Here is a 17,381-nt window from a genome sequence, read left to right as displayed (position 1 = left end):
GAAAAGCTGGGGTCTTTTTTATGGTCCAGAGCTTTGAGAATAAGTTGTCGTTTCTTTTTTGTGAAAATATCAGAAAATACAGAAAACCGTTATATAATGGAGATGAGACTATAAGTGATGGGGGAATTTGCATGCTCGAAGCGCAAAGGGTGCGTAGAAATGCACTTGGTGATATTTTGCGAAGAAGTCGTGGACGAAATCCTGATAAGCCTGCCCTATACTTTGAGGAAGAAGTATTGACTTACACGCAGCTTGATCAGCTTGCAAACAAGACGGCTCATTCACTTCTTTCAAAAGGCTTGCAAAAAGGGGAGCGGGTAGCAGTGCTATCACGTAACTCGATGGATTTTGCGATTCTAAACTTTGGGCTAGCGAAAACAGGAGTCATCATGGTGCCAATCAACTTCATGTTGAATAAGGAAGATGTCGCCTATATTTTCGGTCATGCGGAAGTGAGTGCGTGCTTCGTAGCTCCGGAATTCATGCAGCTCGCCCAAGACGGACTCCAATTAGCTGGAATTTCCCCCAAGCTGCTTTCCCTCATGTCCAAACCAGCAATACAAGCAGGAGAATGGTTGCCTTTTCGCGCGCTGATTGAAGCGGCAGACGACCATGAGCCTGAAGTAGAGATCGTGGACGAAGATGTTGTGCAGATTTTGTATACCAGCGGAACGGAATCAAAGCCAAAAGGCGTTATGCTTACTCATAAAAGCATCATCTCCGAATATGTCAGCACGATTATCGAAGGCGGGATGACGCAGGATGATGTGGCTGTTCACGCACTTCCCTTGTTCCATAGTGCGCAGCTTCATTGCTTTTTGGGTCCGTACGTGTATCTAGGTGGAAGCGGAATTATTTTGGAACAAGCAACCCCTGCGTTGATGCTGGAGACGATAGAGGCGTATAAGGCAACTCAGTTGTTTTGCCCGCCAACCGTGTGGATTGCTTTACTGCGTTCTCGCGATTTTGCTACGCGTAATTTGAGTTCTTTGCAAAAATGCTACTATGGTGCAGCAATCATGCCAGTAGAAGTGTTAAAAGAGCTCGGTCAACGTCTCCCAAACGCACAGTTTTACAATTTTTACGGACAGACGGAAGTGGCGCCATTAGCTACTGTTTTACAACCGAAGGATCAGATGAGAAAAGCAGGCTCTGCAGGCAAGCCAGCGTTAAATGTGGAGACGAAAATCGTCGATGATGATGGGAATGAAGTCCCTCGTGGTCGTGTTGGTGAAATTGTACACAGGACCAGCCATGCGATGCTGGGGTACTTCCGAGATGAGGAAAAGACACAGGCTGCCTTCCAAGGAGGGTGGTTCCACAGCGGGGATTTGGGCATCATGGATGACGAGGGCTATATCACGGTCGTTGATCGGAAAAAAGATATGATTAAATCGGGGGGAGAGAACGTCGCGAGCAGGGAGGTTGAGGAGCTTATTTATCAACATCCGAAAGTGTCTGAGGTCGCAGTGATCGGAGTTCCCCATCCGTACTGGATCGAAGCAGTGACGGCTGTTGTTGTGCCAAAAGCAGGTGAGTTACTGACTGCTGACGAGATGCTTGCTTTTTGCAAAGACCGCCTTTCCTCCTTCAAAGCACCCAAATATGTAGTGATTGCTGACAATCTTCCTCGAAACCCCAGCGGAAAAATCTTGAAAAGAGAGTTGCGCCTCCGATACGAAACACTGACGATTTAGCAAGTCACAAGGTCTTACCTACAGAAAAACCCGCTCTGTTATGGAGCGGGCTTTTGCTGCTGTGATTATTTGACGTTGGAAACAGTCGGGCGATCGGCTTGAATGACTTCAAAACGATAGCCTTTTTCTTTCAAGTACGAAATGATTTGGGGGAGAGCCTCAGCGGTTGGCGACTTGGTGCTGGAATCATGCATCAAGACAACGATTTCTTTTTGTGACTTTACCTGTTGCTTTACATTTGCCAGTGCTTGCGCGGCTGTGTATTTGTTGCCCCTTGCATCGCCATTTGTTACATTCCAGTCGATAAACGCATAGCCACGTTGTTTCGCCTCTTCTTTGATGGAATGCATGACTGTTTGCTGCTTGTTATAACGTTTGGGATCTTGATACTTTAAACTGACGGTATTCGTACTGCCACCTGGATAGCGGAACACGCTTGGCTTTACGCCGGTTGCTTTTTCAATCATTTGACTGCCTTTTTCCACGTCTGCAAAAAAGCTCTCCATGTTTTTGTAAACAAGCTGATAATTATGGGAATACGAATGTCCTCCCACCCCATGTCCTTCGGCTACAATCCGTTTGAGAATGGCCTCATGACCAGCTACCTCACGCCCTACAATAAAGAAGGTGCCTTTGACCTGATGCGTTTTCAGCGTATCCAAAATGTGTGGAGTTACAGGAGACGGTCCATCGTCAAAGGTTAAATAAGCGATCTTCTCAGAAGACTTCGGGGTCTGAGGGATCGGTTTTGTAGCTGGTTCAGGCTTCTTCGGTTGATTGATCGTTCCTTTATGATTGTCAGTCGGTGTCACTGGTTTTGCTGGCTTGGATGGTTTCGGTTGTTCAGCTTGCTTTGGTTGTTCTGGTTGTTTTGGTTGCTTCTGTTGCTTCTGTTGAAGCGGCTGCATCGGGATAAATGGTTCATCGCCATAGATCAAATATTTTTGCCGCAGCTCAACAAATTTTTTAAGATCCGCTTCATAGGAAGAAACAATCTCCTGCGGGGATTTGCCTTGTTCGAGAAGTAGACCGATTTTATTGGTACCCATCACCTTGTCGAACATGGAGATTTGCATACTCGTACTTTTTGGCATTGGGAATGGTTGTAATTGTTTGGCATAAGCCAGTGCGTAAATACCTGTTTTTGCCGGGTTAAACTGATGTAGATCGTTGATCTGAAGGCGTACGCCCCCGGCAGTTCCATTCTTCTCGGGAATAAAGATGACGCCAGGCAGAAGACTTCCATTTAACAGATCGGCGTACTTGTGCGAATCTAGACCCTCTGCCCCGATCCAGGTGAAATGGTTGCCTTGACGAATGGGAGTACCCTCGCCCAAACCAGTTGCCATGTACCCGAAAACTGAGGTCAAGTTAGGGATGTACGGAGTACTCGGAATCCAGGCTAAACCTGTCTGTTGATAAATCATGTTGCGTGTATACCCTTGCATCGGAATCACGGTAAGATCTACACCGATAGTACGGTTGAAAAACAATGCCAGCTCTCCGATGGTCATGCCATGGGCAAGCGGGAGGGTATCCACCCCGATAAAGGAGCGGTAAGGCAGTTCAACTACAGGACCCTCGACAATCGTTCCACCGAGAGGATTCGGTCGATCCAGTACCATTACTTCTTTTCCTTGTTCTTTTGCAGCAGTCATGGCGTATTGCAAGGTAGATATGTAAGTGTAGGTTCTCGATCCAATATCCTGCAAATCGACAAGAAGAATGTCAATGTCTTTTAGCATTTCTGGTGTCGGCTTGCGAGTTGATCCAGACAAGCCGTACACCGGAATAGCGTAGACGGGATGAACAAAGCTCGTTACTTGCTTTCCTGCGACCGTTTTTCCGTCGAGGCCGTGCTCAGGTGCATAGAGAGCCGTTAAATGGACGGAGCGATCTCGTCGTAATATGTCGATCGTGCTAACCATTTGGCTATTCTGACCTGTTTGATTCGTAATTAACCCGACTTTTTTGCCTTCAATGAGCTGGTGGAACTGATTGAACAGTACATCACTTCCCAATTGGATGGCAGTGGTATTAGCAGAGCTTCCAACTGGAGGAATTAAAGTTAAGATAAGTGCTAGGATGAGGAAAGGGAGAAATTTGTTCATCATTCATTGCCTCTTTCAGGATAAAATACTGTCGCTTCTTGTCTATTGTAACGTTTTTGGAAAGCAAGATGGTTGCATTTTTGAAACAATTTGAAAATAGGTCAAAAGGAGGAGGAAAAAGTAACGTGAAAGAGGAGGGTTACATAGGAAAGAACGATCTTTTGAAAGAGAGACTACAGGAAAATCTTGAAACAACCATCATCCTATAGTAGATTAAGAATCGTGTGAACCTTTTTGGAAATGGAGTGAATGTTTTGCTAAAAAAAGTTACCTCATTACTGCTAGCAATCGCCTTGGTACCGATGGCAGCGTTTTCTGCGGCGGCAGCGCCTGCACCTGCACCTGTGGCGCCTAAAGCCGTACAGAATACTGTTAAAGTGGAGTACAATAAAAAACAAATTGCGTTTCCTGACCAAGCACCTATTATCAGTCAGGGGCGTACACTGGTTCCGATTCGTCCGATTGCAGAGAGTCTTGGATTTGAAGTGAAATGGAATGAAAAAACTCGTACCGTTATCATCAACAAAGGGAAAGATAACATCAGATTGGTCGTTACTCAAAAAATTGCCAACAAAAATGGACAAACCATCAAACTCGACGTACCTGCACAGATTGTGAACCAGCGTACGGTAGTACCTGTTCGTTTCATCGCGGAAGCTCTGAGCTACAAGGTGGAGTGGGACCCGAAGACACAAACGGTATTGATTGCGGATAATGTGAATAGCAACCCAAATGGACAACAGGAAAAGCCAAAAGATCCAGCAAAGCCTGCAAAAGACGAGAACAAACCCGATACACAAGTAACATTGTTCGATAAAGCGAGTATTGAGGGTAAAAAAGTAAGCGTCTTTGCTTATTATCAAGTTACCGGGAAGGTTGAAGCAGGCTCAGAAGTTGTCGTCATCCTAGGAGATAACACATATGAGGTTACAGTAAATAAGGATGGCACTTTCAAGTTCCAACGCGAAGGTGACTTTGATGGCATTCGTAGCTTCACTTTAAAAGCAGAAAAAGATGGAAAACAAGATACAGTAGATGGTGAGTTTATCGCTCCATAAGGCAGCTACTTCCTGAGTAAGAACACCTCCTGCACATCACACTAAGTGCAAGGAGGTGTTTTTGTTGTGAGACGAATGAGTGGGAGTATCATTGCTGTACTCCTGTTTACCGGCTTGGTAACAGGGTGTTCGCCTAACAAAGAACAGGGCACCGAAGATCAGAACGGAAATCAGGCCAAATTTGAATCTCTCGGAATTAACATCCAGAACGATAACGTCGGTAGGGACAAAGGACCGGCAGCCATGATTAGCCAAAAGAGGGTTCATCAGCGAGAACCTCAGCTGATGACATACTTGGAAGGGCGTGCAGAAAAGCTGCCCGGTGTAGCCGATATCAAGGTGTTAGCTTACAAGGATAACTTGATTGTAGGTGTGCTGCCAGTTGATACACCAAAACCTGATGAGGTCAATCCGCGGACGTCGATCCCGTATACGCCTGGAAAAATTGTGCGAGTCGATAATGGACATCCAGATTCGCTGCACAGACGTGTTGTGAATCGGATGAGGTCAAGCTTACAGGCAGAAACACGCTTTAATATTTTGTACGTGTCTACCAACCGCGCTGTTTATGACCGAATCGCAGATTTGCATTCACGAATTACGAACGGAGAGCACATTCATGACGAGGAATTCCAAGTCCTGTTAAATGATATTGGATATACGGTTATTGGATATAATTTAGTGGATTGAAAGAGCTCCACCTGGACTTCCGGGTGGGCTTTTTGTCGATTAAGGGTCAAATGGCAGGAGAATAGTTAGAAATAGGGAAATAGTCAAAGAAGAGCAGGAGAACGGCAAGGAGTGCACATTGTATGATTCCAATTCACATCCCTATTTCCAAAATAACTCCTCCAGGACAGAAGCCCTATGTCTTACGGCGACCTGCATTGGCAAAAAAATTACGTTTGTTGAAATATACGCAGCTTTGTCTCATTCATGCAGGGACAGGCTATGGCAAAACGACATCTCTCGCTACATTTCTACATGATGAAGCACTGGCTGCGTCCTGGTATACCATTCAGGATGGAGACGATGCCCTTCTTGCGTTTGTCAGCTGTCTCGTCGAAAGCGTTCGTCAGGTTCATTCTGATTTTGGACAGGTATTGCGAGAGCAACTGATACGTATCACAGAACAAATTCCGTTGCCCGCCCTAGACAGTAAGGTACTGGCCGAGTGGTTCGTTGGGGAATGTGTTCAGCTTCAGGCGGACCACATTCTTGTTTTGGACCATTTCCAACGAATTGATAATGGAAGTGACGTCGATCGATTTGTTCAGCGGTTAGCCGAGGCTCTTCCACAAAAGGTCAAGCTGGTCATCCTAACGCGCTCTCGACCGAAATGGTCCAATCTCGACTTGTTGTCGGCAAGAGGAGAGTGTCTGGAACTAACAACAAATGACCTTTCTTTTACGTTGGAGGAGAGCGAAGCCTTTTATTCTGATCAATACGATATCACACTGTCCGAAGCAGATTGGGGCCGCGTCGAAGAGGTGGCGCAAGGCTGGGTGATGGCGCTGCGCACTTTTGGTGAAATGGTAACGAGGGGGCAGACTGTTTCTGACAGTCTGCGTGAGTTATCACGATTGCTGCATTTGCTGGAAGTAGAAGTCTGGACTCAGCTGCATTCAGGTATGCAGCGTTTCTTGATGGAGGCAGCGGTTCTCGAACAATTCGACCTGGAGGATTGCAAGCAAATACTAGGCGAAGGACGCATGGAGTATCTCTTTGAAGCGCAGCGTTGTAATCTTTTTCTGCATGTCCAGGCAGGATCTCATTATTCCTTTCATCCGCTGTTCCAACGTCTCCTGGCTAGCAAGCTGGCAGCTAATCAAGCGACGTACGTGCATGTCAATCAAAAGGCCGCAGGATGGTACAGACGTAAAGGAGACGAGGCAAAAGCTTTTGGGCGGTTGCGACTCGTCGAGCAGTGGGAGGTGCTGGGTGAATGGCTGTGCCAAGCATCGGAAAGGTTGCTGCAAGCAGGGAAGCTGGATTTTTTATACGAGTGGATAACGCTGTTACCAGAGCCCATCAAGTGCGAACAGCATTGGTTGTTGTTTTATCAGGGCGAAGTAGAACGTTATCGTTGTTTATATGCAAAGGCCTTTTCTTCTTATGAGCAATTTTTGAAACAATGTGAACAAAAACAAGATCAAATCGGTTTGTGCCGCGGGCTGGAAGGGCAGGCACGCGTCCATCTCGACAGCGTACAAGGCGTCCGGGCAGAAGAACTACTCAAGAGGGCGATTCAACTTTTGCCCCCATTTGAGCAAGAGAATGAGATGGCACCGAGGCTATACCGCTTGCTGGCAGAAATTTATACGAATCGCGGAGATGCCAAACAGGCGGCAGCTTGGTATGAACGGAGCCAGGAATTAGAGCAGCAGACGGAGGTTGAGCTGGAATCGCGCCTGTTGTTTCGTACTGGCCGATTGCAGTCCTCCATTCATCTCTTGGAGAGTAAGTGGCAGGTAGAACAGAGGAAGCATCCTCCGCTGACCAGATCGTATCGGGAAACCTCTTTGCTATTATCTTTCGTCTATGCTTTGAATGGGGAATGGGAGCGAGGATGGGAAGCAGCAGAAACTGCCATACAACTTGGACGTGTAGCGCATTCACCTTTTGTAGAGGCGAATGGCTATGTACGAAAAGCCCATGCGGCCCTCATCAGTCAAACATTGCCTATGGACGAGATTCGCCAGCTTTATGAAAAGGGTTTGCAAATCATGGAGGAGCTCCAGTCGACACGCGGAAAGTCAGAAACGCTTCTGGGACTAACCCTGCTTCACGCAAGAGAAAAGGCACTCGACCAAGCCCTTCTGTATGGTAACAGGGGAATACAGGAGACTGAGGCGATGGGCGACGATTGGTTAGGCAGTCTGGTACGCATGGCGATTGGGATTGCTTATGCCAAATACGGTAAAGAAGAGGAAGCATGGGCTACCTTCACCGATTGTGCCGACCGACTTAGTCACTGCGGAGATAGCTACAATGTCGTCATTTGCCAATTGTGGTTGAGCTTTTTGGCTTATCGCAAAAAACAATGGGATTTGTTTGTACCTGTAGTGACGCAAGCTCTGTCCTTGATGAAGTCTGGTGAATATCATTTCCTTTTGCAGAGACCTACCCTGCTTACACCGCATGATGTACAGCAGCTTATGCCGATTCTGATTGAGGCAGAGCGCCGAAAGGTATCGCCGGATTACGTCTCACAGCTGTTAAATGATTTGGGCTTGCAAAACGTGACATTCCACCCAGGCTATACCCTTCGTATTCAGACGCTGGGCGCTTTCCGTGTATGGCTGGGTGAGCGGGAACTGAGCGAAAAGGCATGGCAGCGGGGGACGGCCAAACTATTGTTTCAGCTTTTATTGACGAAGAGACATCATTTGTTAGCCCGGGAAGAAATCATGAACCGACTTTGGCCAGACAGTGTTGAGGAAGCGGCCATTCGCGATTTTAAAGTATCGCTGAATGCGTTGAACAAAGCCCTCGAGCCAGATCGTGCTGCCAGAACGGACACATTCTTCATTCAACGCCATGGCAGCTCTTACGGTTTCAATCTGGCATCGGGCTACCATATGGACGTCGAGGAATTCGAGAAGCTCGTTACACTCGGCTTGGCAGAATCAGATCGGCGTCAGGGGGCCATCCTTTTGGAAAAAGGGCTTGCGTATTACTTGGGCGATTTCATGCCAGAATGCCGTTATGAGGATTGGTGTGTAGAAGAGCGTGAGAGAGTGCAGGCGCTGTTTTTACGCGGAGCGGAGAGGGTAGCCAAAATCATGCTAGAGGACGGGCAATTGGAAAAAACGATCCGCTGGTGTGAAGCTATTCTGCGGGTGGACGATTGCTGGGAGGAGTCGTACCGCTTACTTATGACTGCGTATTATCAGCAAAATAATCGGACACAGGCAATCCGCTGGTATGAAAAATGTGTAGCAAAACTAAGGGAGAACCTCGCTGTCGCGCCAATGCCTGCAACCATGGAGACTTACCTTCAAATTATAGAGAAGTAAAGGATCGCCCACAAAGCGATCTTTTTTTTGTACATAGCGTATTGGCTGCTTGACAAAACTAGGAAGTATTCGTAATATAATCTTTGTACTGACCAGTCAGTTCAAAAAATCGAAAGGGGACAGGAGTGATGGCACCATCTAAAAAAGATCAAATTGCGAATGGAGCTTTAACCGCATTTGCCCAATTGGGTTATAGCGAAACGACCATGGATGCAATCGCGGAAATGGCACAGGTGGCAAAAGGAACACTCTATTATCACTTTTCCACAAAGGAAGAGCTGTTTTTGTACGTGATAGAAAAAGGCGTGAAGATGCTGATCTACCATGTAGATCATGTGATGCAGAATGAAGAGCTTTCCTTGGAGGATCGCATTCTGAATGTGCTGGATGAGCATCTTCGCTTCTTTTCCGAGAATCAAGATTTGTGTTTCCTGTTGCTGAGTGCGTTCTCGGGAGATGGGCAGCGTGACAGGATGGTTGGCAATCTGCTAGGTGGCTATTTCAGCACAATGGAGTCACACATGGTGGAATTGCAGCAGCAGGGGTATATCCGGGCGGATATCGAGATTCGCACACTTGCTTCCGCGTTGTTTGGCATGGTTGGTTTTACCGTACTTCGCAAGCAATTTCGCAAAGAGCCAGTGAACAGTGCCGCAGATAAACAGACGCTTCGTTATATGCTTTCAGGAATGTTTCAAAATAACGTCTAGAGAAATGTAAAACAAGAGGAGAAGACAGATGAACAAACGTACATGGATCGGTGTAGGTAGCTTTGTAGTCAGCATTGCAGTACTTGGAACCGTATTGTTTGGTTCGAATGTGAGTAGCATGGCTGGTAAAAATACAACGAAATTAGCAGGTGTAATCGAGGGAACAGAGGTAGACCTCTCTTTTAAAATGGGAGGTTCCATCGAACAGCTCTCCCTAAAAGAAGGAGACGAAGTAAAAGCAGGTCAAGTAGTTGCCACGCTAAGCAGCGAGGAAATTCTTGCGAAGAAAGAACAGGCTGAAGCTGCTTACAAGCTCTCACTCGTCAGACTTGATCAGGCGAAAAAAGGGGTATCAGTGACAGATAACTCCAGCAATGCCCAAGTCGACCAAGCAAAAGCAGCAGTCAACTCGGCGCAAGCGCAGCTTGACGCGAACAGAAATGGAGCGCGTTCGGAAGAAATTACGCAGATCAAAGCGAAATTACAAGCAGCACAAACTTCGAATCAAATTGCCGCGACGAATTTGGAAAGAATGAAAAAATTAATGGCAGAAGGTGCCGTCCCACAAGTGAAAGTGGAAGAGGCGCAGATGCAGGCAGAAAAGGCACAAGCGGAATTTAAAGCAGCAGAAGAACAGTTGAAAATGGCTCAAACGGGATCGCGCAAAGAGCAGGTCGATGCTGCACAAGCACAACTGGATCAAGCAAAAGCTGCATACAACCAAGCCGTAGCTGGGAGAGGTCAAGTAGGCTTGAAGGAGCTGGATGTGAAATCCGCAGAAGCGAACGTCATGCAGGCAAAAGGTGCGCTGGCAGAAATGGAAGCCTATGTGAACAACACCAAGCTGACAGCTCCAGTAGACGGTATTGTAAAAGCAGTTGCCGTTCAAAAGGGAGAGCTGGTTTCGCAAGGCTTTACCGTCTTGACGATCCAAACGAAATCAGATAACTATATCAAATTTTATGTGAATGAATATATGCTCGCGAATGTGAAAACAGGCGATCAAGTGAAATTGTTTGTACCAGCCCTGAACAGAGAAGTAGACGCTAAAGTGGTTACTGTAGCTCCTGCTGCTGACTTTGCCGTAAAAAAAGCGACACAAGAACTTGGTGATCGTGACATTCGTTCCTTCCAGGTGAAGCTGCTGGTGTCCGATTCGGAATTGCGTCCAGGCCTGACGGTTGAGTGGCAACTTGAAGGAGCTGGTAGTGGTGAATAGTTTCTCTCACCTGTTCTGGAGCGAATGGAAAAATCTTTTTGCAAACAAAACCATTCGTAATATTCTCTTCCTCGTTCCGTTGATTTATCTGACAATGTTCGGCTTTCTGTACAGTGAGAAAAAAGTGATGGAGATCCCTACTGTGATGGTGGATGCCGATCAAACCGAATTGAGTCGTGAGCTCTATCGCGCCTTTGAGGTGGATCATACCTTTCAGATCACGTCTATTGTAGGGACAGAAGAAGAAGCAATGAAGTTGGTTGATAAGGGCGAAGCAAATATCGCCCTGATCATTCCTGCTGGATTAGAAAAGGATGTGAAGGCTGGGAGAGAGGCAGAGGTTCTGACTGTTATCGACGGCAGTAACATCATGATTTCGAATACGGCAGTTCGAGCAGCGAGTACAGCGATTAAGTCTGTTTCCGCAGGAACCACACTGAAGAAGATGGAAGCAATTGGCGGTTGGGGAGAAAAAGGGAAAAACATGTTTACGGGTATCGACTATCGATACAGAGTGTTGTATAACCCGACCTTCAGCTATCTGTCCTTCATGGTATTCGGTCTTGCAGGTACAGTGCTTCAGCAAGTGCTGTTCCTAGGAATCGTATTGTCAGTTGCCCAACAAAAAGAAGAGGGTACCTGGAGGGATACACTCTCTCGACATAGCTTCTTCGCGATCACAGCGAGCAAATTGTTGCCGTACTTTCTGGCAGGAACGCTCAATATGTTCCTGGCGTTTACACTGATGTTAAAAGGTTTTGTTATCCCTTATTACGGTAGCACGTTTGACCTAATGTTACTGGCTACCATGTTTAACTTGGCGGTATTGGCTATCGGTTATGCCATCTCCTTTGTGTCCAGCAGCCAGCTCCAAGCTACTCAGATCGGGATGATGATTGCCGTACCTTCTTTCATGCTATCGGGCTATACATGGCCACTCATGTCGATGCCAACAGGGATTGCTGCGATTGCAAAATCTTTGCCGCTGACCTATTTCTTGGATGGTGTCAGGGAAATTTTGACGAAGGGACACGGGCTGTCAGCTGTCATGGACGACTTTATGGTCCTCGGTTTCATGACACTCATCGGGTTGTTCGCAGCCTATGTCATTTATCTGTTGCAGATAAGGAAAATAAAGGAAAAAGTTAGAGAGCAAACGGCGGTATAAATAGGAGAACAAGGCTGCGCCAAAGCAATGGCGTAGCCTTATTTGTGTTTACAGACAGCTTGTTAAGCAGTCAGATCGTATAAAAATAACCCTTGTGTAATAAATAATCTTTCCTTTATACTTATTTTAAAAAAGGCAAATTCTTCAACATTAGGGGGACTTTATGTCAGCGACTCATCTAAAGCAATTGTGCGAGGAGACGTACACCAAGTTGAAAAAGGTCAGCATGGAAGTGGAACGTTTTTTGAATCAGGTTACCTTAGCTGGTCTCGTATCCGGGTCAGGTGATCCTGAAGAATTTGAAACGTATTACCGTAACTATCTTTCCGACTTGCGCCACCTTTTGGTCTACTGCGAAAATGCGTACGAAAGGCTGGGAGTATCACTCCGACGCGCACGATTCCATGAGGAGTTTGCCGAAGAAGTATTGTATCAGGTATACCATACCTGTATAAATAACTTCTACTATCCCAAAGGTGAGGTTTACGAAGAAGATGGGCGGTTGGCCTATACGGGTCAGGACTGCATCATTTTCCGCAAGCAGGTAGTCCCTGAGTTGCAGCAGTTGACCTTAACACTGTCCAGAGTGTTTGAACAGATGCGTAATGATTTGCAGTATTACGAGACAGACTACATTGCGAAAAAACAAATGCAACAAGAAAAAGCACGAGCTTAAATAATTCGTGCCTCCAGATAAAATGAAAAAAGGTGGAATCGACCACCTTTTTTATTTTGTGCTTTTTGTTCACTAAACTTATTGTGCACCGAAACGCAGACGTTGAAAGAATTTATTAAGCAAGCCGCCGATTGTTTTGGGAGGCTGATTCGTTTTGACTTCCTCGACCGGCTGGGCTTGGCGAAGAGCTTGGTTCACATTGATCATGCCGTACCCGTATAACTTATCGTGCCCGGGAGCTCCGAGGTCAGTTGCGGATTGTCTAATAAGGTTCATCACGTCTCGGGTGTTCATATCGGGATGAACGGAACGGATGAGCGAAGCGAGTGCCGTGACATGAGGACATGCCATCGAAGTACCTGATAGCGAGGCATAGTCGCTAGAAATGTACGTGCTCGGAATATCGACCCCAGGAGCAGATACATCCACATAATCACCAAAGTTGGAAAAATCGGCGCGTTCTTTGCGGTGATCGACAGCGGCAACGGCAAGGACTTCATCATAGGCAGCAGGAAAGCTAGGCTGATCACTCGCATCGTTTCCGGAAGCCGCGACTAACACGACATTCCTTTCAAAGGCGTAGCGACAAGCTTCCCGTAGAGCAGCAGAGGAGGTGTAGTTGCCTACGCTCAAGTTGATGACATCCGCTCCGTTATCCGTCGCCCAATAAATCCCTTGTGCGATGTCCACGGCTGATCCTGATCCGTCTGCGCCAATGGCTTTGATCGGCATGAGCTTGCTATTCCAGGACATCCCGGCAATGCCATCTTTGTTATTTGTTTTCGCCGCTATGATACCTGAAACGTGGGTTCCATGACCATTATCATCCTCAGGTTTGTTACTGTCATTCAAAACGTTATAGCCTTTGACCAGCTTACCAGCAAATTCCGGATGCTTCATATCCACACCTGTATCGACGACTGCCACGATAACATCACTGCTGCCTTCGCTGACGTTCCAGCTTTGCTCCATGCCGATCAGAGGAAGATTCCACTGGTATTCCTTGTAATACGTATCGTTTGGTTTCACATTCGGGAGTAAGAGGTAGTTTGGCTCAGCAAATACGGAGTCCGGATGTTCAGCCAGTTTTTTCATGAGCTGTTTGGTAGTCATGCTCTTTGATTTGATAATGAGAAATTTGTCAAAATCGCGTTTGATCTTTGCATCCAACGAAGAAACGAGCTGATCAATTTTTTCTTGCTTGGGGCGAGGGGAAAAGCGCACGACGACTTCATTTTCTACATAATGACTGCGGTCACGCTCGTTATGATGAAGCGTTTGGATATGGCTTTTTTTCTCCAAGTCATGACGAATGTCTTTCACCTGTTCAATGTAGTTAATACGTGGAATTCTCGACTGAATTGATGTCACGCGGGGATGAGGTTCGCGCATTTCTTGTTCTGCATGCTGATTCATCCGATACGGGACAACTACGAGACCGACCAAGGCAATAGCGGCAACAAAAGGCCAGACGCGCAAAAAAACTCACTCCCTCCAGTGCTGTTATCTATATCGTGCACATGAAGGGAGTGATTATGAAGGAAATAGCTTACAGTTAGCGTGACTAGATCAAACCAAGCTTGGCTAAACCATGTTGGATGCCATTGTCGTTTACGCTGCGCGTAATCATATTGGCGAACGGCTTCAATTCTTCATGAGCATTCCCCATCGCTACTCCCATGCCAACATAGGAGAGCATCTCTTTATCATTCAATCCGTCTCCAAAAGCAACAGCATCCGCAGGAGTCAGTCCAAAATGTTTTAAGACGGCTTCAATTCCTTTTGCTTTGGAGCCGTTCGGGGGCAAAATATCCATGCAGTGTTCATGCCAACGAATATAAGAGACGTCATGGAATTCACCCGTGTATCTCGATTCATCTGCGCCACAGTAGAGAAATGCTTGATAAATCGGCGTTTCCTCCCAGTAGCGATGGCGATACGCTGGGTACTCCAGTCCCAACCAATCAAAAGACTCGATGATATGTGGGTGGTCCATCGCATTGGCATAGAAGTGATCTGCACTCAAAAATACCATCGGATGGGAATGACCCTCAGCCATTTGTTCGAGCTTTGCCAATGTATCAGCCGCAATTGGCGTGTGATGGATGATCTTCCCTTCACTCTGAACATAAGACCCGTTAAAGCCCACGAATGTCTCAATGCCCAGTTGCTTAGCAATTGGCATCAAATGATAAGGAGCTCGGCCGGTTGCAATCGCGACATGGACACCGTTTTGCTTTAATGTTTGTACGGCATCCACCGTTGTTTGTGGAATAATGTGATCGGTGTTCAGTAAGGTTCCGTCAATGTCAAAAAAGACGATTTGATAAGCCACTTCTTATCCGCTCCTCTCCACGTTCTCTCTCTCGTTGTGTTCTCTCTATAAAAGGTTTTGCACAAAAAAATAGGAAAAGGAATGCCGGTTGGGACACTCCTTTTCATTTCGCTATTAGAATACAGCTACTTCTGTCTCGCTGTCAAATACATGACATTTGGCCAGATCCATCGCTAGTTTTACCTTCATCTTTGGTTTGAGCGCTTCACGAGAATCTACACGCGCTACCATCTGGGTATCCCCAATATTATGGAAATAGACGTACAATTCGGAGCCCATATTTTCTACGACTTCAACTTCTGCTTCCAGTGAGCTCTCAAATGGATTTGCTTCCATAAAAGAGGCGTCGCTGTAAATGTCCTCAGGACGAATCCCGAAAATTACCTGCTTGTTTACATAACCTTTTTCCCGTAAAGTCTTGGCTTTATCTTCTGGGAAGCGTACATGAATATTTTGCGCATCAAAATAGAGTGCTCCGTCTTTCTCGGAAAGATTCCCTTTCACAAAATTCATCGCAGGGGAGCCGATGAAGCTCGCGACAAACAGATTGACTGGATGATTGTAGATTTCAGTCGGGGTTGCCACCTGTTGGATAAGACCGTCCTTCATGACGACGATTCGGTCTCCCATGGTCATGGCTTCCGTTTGATCGTGCGTCACATAAATAATCGTGGTATTCAAACGTTGGTGTAGTTTCAAAATTTCCGTACGCATTTGTACACGCAGCTTTGCATCGAGGTTGGACAACGGTTCATCCATCAAAAATACTTGCGGCTCACGTACGATCGCACGACCCAATGCGACACGCTGTCTTTGTCCCCCTGACAGCGCTTTTGGCTTGCGGTCAAGCAAATGGGAAATATCGAGGATTCGAGCTGCATCTTGAATGCGCTTATCAATATCGGATTTGGAGAATTTGCGCAATTTCAGGCCGAAAGCCATATTCTCGTATACATTCATATGCGGATAGAGTGCATAGCTTTGAAAAACCATGGCGATGTCGCGATCTTTGGGAGCCACATCGTTGACACGGCGATCGCCTATGTATAAATCACCTTCCGAAATCTCTTCCAGTCCTGCAATCATGCGTAGAGTGGTAGATTTTCCACAACCAGATGGTCCGACTAGAACGAGGAATTCGCGATCTTGAATTTCCAAGTGAAAATCGTCAACTGCCGTAACGTTGTTTCCATATTTTTTATAAATGTGGGAAAGACTTACCTTTGCCATGAAAAAGGCACCTCCTCGGGATTGTGAAGGAAGAATTCTTGGATGACTGTAATAATGGTAGGGTACCAATTCACTTGGAAGTTGGATACGGACAGTATATACAAAATGTTTTGTTAATTTTGACGAAAGAGAAGGTAGAGCTGTAGCATAACGGCATCAGGAAACACTCGCGGGTCCAATCCGGTTTGTTCCGTCAGCTTGTCCAATCGATACAACAGTGTATTCCGATGAAGGAAAAGCTGCCTTGCTGTATCACTTACATTCAATTGTCTGGCGAACAATGTATCTAATGTTTCCAGTTGTTCATCCGTCATATGCGGAACGGTTATGACAGCGGCTAGCTCGTTGGCGATGGCGGCTGCTATTTCTTTGGGGAGAGAAGCTGCCCATCGTTCTAACGGATAAGACCAATCTCCAGCAACCATCAGTTGTGGTCGATAGGATTGAAGGGCACGGGCAAGTGATAATTGTCGTAAAAGAGTGTCACCCAATGCAAGTGGACTCGTGATTGGCGAACCAACAACAAGGCGAACGGGTTCCATCCATTCCATCGAAATCAGATCATGCAGGCCAGATGCCCACTCCAAAAGCTCTAAAGTCGTTTTCTGATGATCGAGCATGGAGACAGGGACGATGAGAAGGGCATGTGCTTGTGTCAACGGAATGAAATCAGGTACTCCTTCAAAAAAATCATGCAATAAGGGCTGCAAGGTATCCCATTCCCCCTTGCGATCTGGTCTGCATCGCTCTAATAAGAAGGAGACGCGCGCTTCTTTCCACGGCCACTTTGCTTCCAGCTGGGCAGGGATTGCAACAGTTGAGCCAGAGGCAATGCCCGAAAGCCAATTGGATATCTGTTTTGGCAGGGGAAGCGTTGCTGGATCATCCACATGAGGAAAAATCAAATCCAACAACGCTCGGGCTGAAGTATGCCAAGCTGCCGTTTCGATAAGGATCAATGTCATCCCATCGTTGCCCGAATGGAGGGCGATTTGCTCCCAGCCTTTTTGTACCCAATCCTGCTGGACTTGTGCTGCTTTTGTTTGTGAGACTTGTACATATTCGATAGGTAGATTCGTCGTTTGTCGGATGTGCTCGACATCTCTCTTCCATTTTTCCACAAGGTGACCCCCATCTCGACACGAAAGTAAGGCTATT

13 protein-coding genes are annotated in these 17,381 nt (G+C 46.5%); 8 read left to right on the top strand and 5 right to left on the bottom strand.

Features of this window, described 5'->3' with window-relative positions; genetic code table 11:
* Window positions 1-131: 131 nt before the first annotated feature.
* Window positions 132-1,697, top strand: coding sequence for an acyl-CoA synthetase (locus E8L90_RS12320; protein ID WP_137029654.1), 1,566 nt, complete (start codon window positions 132-134; stop codon window positions 1,695-1,697).
* 65 nt (window positions 1,698-1,762) lie between these two features.
* On the opposite strand, the gene E8L90_RS12315 is transcribed toward E8L90_RS12320, so the two are convergent.
* Window positions 1,763-3,808: an exo-beta-N-acetylmuramidase NamZ domain-containing protein gene (locus E8L90_RS12315; protein ID WP_137029653.1), complete on the bottom strand. Its 2,046-nt coding sequence runs from the start codon at window positions 3,806-3,808 to the stop codon at window positions 1,763-1,765.
* A gap of 245 nt (window positions 3,809-4,053) precedes the next feature.
* On the opposite strand from E8L90_RS12315, the gene E8L90_RS12310 reads away from it, so the two are divergent.
* The 7 genes from E8L90_RS12310 to E8L90_RS12280 all read left to right on the top strand — a co-directional run bounded on the left by E8L90_RS12310 (window position 4,054) and on the right by E8L90_RS12280 (window position 12,658).
* Window positions 4,054-4,866, top strand: a complete 813-nt coding sequence (locus E8L90_RS12310; RefSeq protein ID WP_244297209.1) for a copper amine oxidase N-terminal domain-containing protein — start codon at window positions 4,054-4,056, stop codon at window positions 4,864-4,866.
* A 75-nt stretch (window positions 4,867-4,941) separates the two neighbouring features.
* Window positions 4,942-5,556, top strand: a complete 615-nt coding sequence (locus E8L90_RS12305) for a YhcN/YlaJ family sporulation lipoprotein (protein ID WP_244297513.1) — start codon at window positions 4,942-4,944, stop codon at window positions 5,554-5,556.
* A 122-nt stretch (window positions 5,557-5,678) separates the two neighbouring features.
* Window positions 5,679-8,885, top strand: coding sequence for an AfsR/SARP family transcriptional regulator (locus E8L90_RS12300; RefSeq protein ID WP_137029650.1), 3,207 nt, complete (start codon window positions 5,679-5,681; stop codon window positions 8,883-8,885).
* 128 nt (window positions 8,886-9,013) lie between these two features.
* Window positions 9,014-9,595, top strand: a complete 582-nt coding sequence (locus tag E8L90_RS12295; RefSeq protein WP_137029649.1) for a TetR/AcrR family transcriptional regulator — start codon at window positions 9,014-9,016, stop codon at window positions 9,593-9,595.
* Between the two features lie 28 nt (window positions 9,596-9,623).
* Entirely contained in the window at window positions 9,624-10,814 is a 1,191-nt protein-coding gene (locus E8L90_RS12290; RefSeq protein WP_137029648.1) for an HlyD family secretion protein, read from the top strand.
* Window positions 10,804-11,982 (top strand): ABC transporter permease, encoded by a 1,179-nt coding sequence (locus E8L90_RS12285; RefSeq protein ID WP_137029647.1) that lies wholly within the window; start codon window positions 10,804-10,806, stop codon window positions 11,980-11,982. The genes E8L90_RS12290 and E8L90_RS12285 overlap by 11 nt, the downstream gene beginning before the upstream one ends.
* Before the next feature lie 163 nt (window positions 11,983-12,145).
* Window positions 12,146-12,658 carry a YpuI family protein gene (locus E8L90_RS12280; protein WP_137029646.1) on the top strand — a complete coding sequence of 171 codons (513 nt, stop codon included), beginning with the start codon at window positions 12,146-12,148 and terminating at the stop codon, window positions 12,656-12,658.
* A gap of 78 nt (window positions 12,659-12,736) precedes the next feature.
* Here the strand turns inward: E8L90_RS12280 and E8L90_RS12275 are convergent, their stop codons facing one another.
* The 4 genes from E8L90_RS12275 to E8L90_RS12260 form a co-directional block, all read right to left on the bottom strand.
* On the bottom strand, window positions 12,737-14,137 hold the full coding sequence (locus E8L90_RS12275; protein ID WP_137029645.1) for a S8 family peptidase: 1,401 nt from the start codon (window positions 14,135-14,137) through the stop codon (window positions 12,737-12,739).
* A gap of 85 nt (window positions 14,138-14,222) precedes the next feature.
* Entirely contained in the window at window positions 14,223-14,993 is a 771-nt protein-coding gene (locus tag E8L90_RS12270; RefSeq protein ID WP_137029644.1) for a Cof-type HAD-IIB family hydrolase, read from the bottom strand.
* A 114-nt stretch (window positions 14,994-15,107) separates the two neighbouring features.
* Entirely contained in the window at window positions 15,108-16,223 is a 1,116-nt protein-coding gene (locus E8L90_RS12265; RefSeq protein ID WP_137029643.1) for an ABC transporter ATP-binding protein, read from the bottom strand.
* Between the two features lie 113 nt (window positions 16,224-16,336).
* Window positions 16,337-17,344 carry a PucR family transcriptional regulator gene (locus tag E8L90_RS12260; protein WP_137029642.1) on the bottom strand — a complete coding sequence of 336 codons (1,008 nt, stop codon included), beginning with the start codon at window positions 17,342-17,344 and terminating at the stop codon, window positions 16,337-16,339.
* Window positions 17,345-17,381 lie beyond the last annotated feature (37 nt).

Origin of the sequence: Brevibacillus antibioticus (genome assembly GCF_005217615.1) — a bacterium.
Lineage (GTDB): Bacteria > Bacillota > Bacilli > Brevibacillales > Brevibacillaceae > Brevibacillus > Brevibacillus antibioticus.
Note: the sequence above shows the minus strand (reverse complement) of the source record. Positions and strands in the feature narration are given on the sequence as shown.